1 protein-coding gene and 1 pseudogene are annotated in these 3,077 nt (G+C 44.9%); one reads left to right on the top strand and one right to left on the bottom strand.

Annotation, left to right across the window (positions count from 1 at the left end):
* Positions 1 to 374, top strand: a pseudogene (locus tag AB4496_RS21755) (GTP-binding protein); the annotation flags it as partial.
* A 507-nt stretch (positions 375 to 881) separates the two neighbouring features.
* Here AB4496_RS21755 and polA read toward each other — a convergent pair.
* A partial coding sequence (gene polA, locus AB4496_RS21750; RefSeq protein WP_372131947.1) for a DNA polymerase I occupies positions 882 to 3,077 on the bottom strand: 2,196 nt, incomplete at its 5' end.

The raw sequence follows: 3,077 nt of genomic DNA, 5'->3' as shown, positions 1-3,077 counted from the left end.
CATCTACGCCGGCTTGGTGCAGCATCAATCAGCTTGCGAGCTCCACCAAGACATCACTCAATCAACTCCCACAAGTCTTAGACCAATCTCGACTCGCCTTTAAGAAAACCAGTCAATTACTGCTAGATGATATCCAAACTAAAATCATTATTGCGTTGGCAGCCGTTATCACTGTCATTGTTATCGCGTTGACCGCTATCTATCTACTTATCCTAAAACCCATGCAGCAAACCTTGGTGGAAGCGACCAACAATATCTCTTCTATGGCGCAATCTATCCAGATCACGGCCGAAGCTCTGAAATACAGCACAGAGAAACAACAGGAAATCATGGACTACATTGAGCATTCACCCACTCAATATACTGATAAATAAGACGTAAACGATCAATGCATTATGAGTCACTTGTAAAATAAAAGTTATTTTCAAGAATAAAACAATGCACTTAGAGACGGATTAAAATTACCAATTGCTGATTGAATTCCAGATCTAAGGCAATCAAGTGTTTATCACGGAGCTTAGGGAAAGCGTAACAAAAGGCACTAAAAATGGGAGATTTTACGGGGGAATAGTAGGTTGGAGATATTTTTCTTTCGCACAAGAAAAAACGCCCCAGTCAAATACTGACTGGGGCGGCTGAATCAGCCTAATCCAATAACGTGAAACAAAAGGTCTGAAAGATAGAACATCTTACCTCTGTACCCTACAAGATTTAATGTACAACAATTGCTCAGAAATGAAAACCATTTTTGTAGTTTTTTTTCATGAACGTTTTATTAAAACACCCAAAATCTTCTTATGACTTAACTTTATTCGAGACAAAAAAAAGCCAGTGTTTGTGCACTGGCTCATACTAATTTACTCAATAAGGTCAAAAACTGATTAGTGGGCTTGATCCCAGTTGTCACCGTGGCCAGCTTCCGCGACAAGCGGTACTTCTAGCTCTGCGGCGGATTCCATCAATTCTTGTACTTTACTTTCAATTTCGGCTAAAGCTGACTCTTCCACTTCGAAGACCAATTCATCGTGTACTTGCATAAGCAGTTTCACACGACCATCGCCTTCCGCTTGAATCCATTCATCAACCAACAGCATCGCTTTCTTAATGATATCTGCTGCTGTGCCCTGCATTGGCGCGTTGATTGCCGCACGTTCAGCAGCCTTACGACGCATGCCATTTCGAGATTGAATCTCAGGAAGGTGCAGACGACGACCGTAAATGGTTTCAACAAAGCCTTGCTCTGAAGCCGCGCTGCGTGTGTCTTCCATATACTGCATCACACCTGGGTAACGCTCAAAGTAAGTATCCATGTAGTGTTGTGCTTCGCCACGAGGAATACCTAGCTGCTTAGCCAAACCAAAAGCACTCATGCCGTAGATAAGACCAAAGTTAACCGCTTTAGCACGACGACGCTGCTCAGTGATCACACTCTCAATATCAACACCAATGATCTCAGCAGCCGTTGCCGCGTGGATATCTTTGCCTTGTTGGAATGCTTCCAGCAGCGCTTTGTCACCTGATAGGTGCGCCATGATACGCAATTCAATTTGAGAGTAATCGACCGCTAGAATCTTCCAACCATGTTGTGCAACGAATGCTTGGCGGATACGACGACCTTCTTCATTACGAATTGGGATGTTCTGTAGGTTTGGATCAGTCGAAGACAAACGGCCCGTCGCGGTCACCGCTTGATGATAAGACGTATGAACACGACCAGTCTCAGCGTTGATCATCTTCGGCAGTTTATCTGTGTACGTCGACTTAAGCTTCGCAAGACCACGATACTCAATGATCAACTTAGGTAGCGGGTAATCAAGCGCCAGCTCTTGAAGCACTTCTTCGTTGGTTGAAGGTGCACCTGATGGCGTTTTCTTGATAACTGGCAGACCCATTTTCTCAAACAGGATCGCTTGCAGTTGTTTTGGCGAGTTCATATTGAACTCTTGCTCTGCTATCTCGTAAGCTTTCTGCTCTAGCTCATCCAGACGAACCGCAATCTCTTGTGATTGAGCGCCTAGCAACATGTCATCAATGAATACACCAGTGCGTTCAATGCGAGACATCACAGGGATCAACGGTACTTCGATTTCTTCATAGATGGTTTTAAGCTTTTCATCTTGCTCGATGTTTTCCATCAGGCGGTTATGCAAACGTAGTGTCACGTCAGCATCTTCTGCAGCGTATGGAGACGCCTCACCCAGTTCAATCTGGTTGAAAGTAAGCTGTTTCTTGCCTTTACCTGCGATTTGCTCAAATGAGATGCAGCTGTGCTGAAGGAAACGCAGCGCTAGGCTGTCCATATCATGCTTGCCACCTACGCTGTTGAAAACGTAAGACGCCAGCATGGTATCGTGTTTGATGCCTTTCATCTCGATACCGTAGCGCGCTAGCACACTCATATCGTACTTCAGGTTTTGACCCACTTTAGCTTGAGCATCATCTTCAAGAATCGGTTTCAGTTGTTCAAGTACCCAATCACGATCCAGCTGTTGCGGTGCATCTAGGTAATCATGAGCAACCGGTACGTAAGCGGCAACGCCCTCGTCCGTCGCAAATGATAGACCGACCAAGTTCGCCACCATGTAATCAAGGCTGTCTGTCTCAGTATCAAAAGCAAACAATTCAGCTGCTTTAAGCTTTTCTAACCAAACATTGAATGACGCTTCATCTAGAATCGTTTCGTAGTTGCTACGATCAATCGTCACGGCAGACGTATTCATCTCTACAGTAGAAGCGCTGCTACGTACTGATCCAGCTCCCGCTGCGGAAGATTTCTCATCCGCCTCAACCACTCCGCTGCCACCTTCAAGGAGCTCGTTCAGCCAAGATTTGAAAACCAATTGACCGTATAGCTTGATCAACTCATCGATATTGGGTTGAGCTTTTACCAATGACTCAGGCGTCTCTTCAAGCTCAACATCTAGCTTGATTGTTGCAAGCTCGTAGGACATGTCAGCATTGGCTTTATTATCAGCCAGCTTCTTAGCCATCGTCTTCGAACCGCGGAAACCAAGCGCCGCAATATCATCAAGATTCTGATACAACTTTTCGATACTACCAATGCCTTGTAGTAAAGC

This window comes from Vibrio sp. 10N.222.46.A1, assembly GCF_041473595.1.
GTDB lineage: Bacteria > Pseudomonadota > Gammaproteobacteria > Enterobacterales > Vibrionaceae > Vibrio > Vibrio tasmaniensis_A.
Note: the sequence above shows the minus strand (reverse complement) of the source record. Positions and strands in the feature narration are given on the sequence as shown.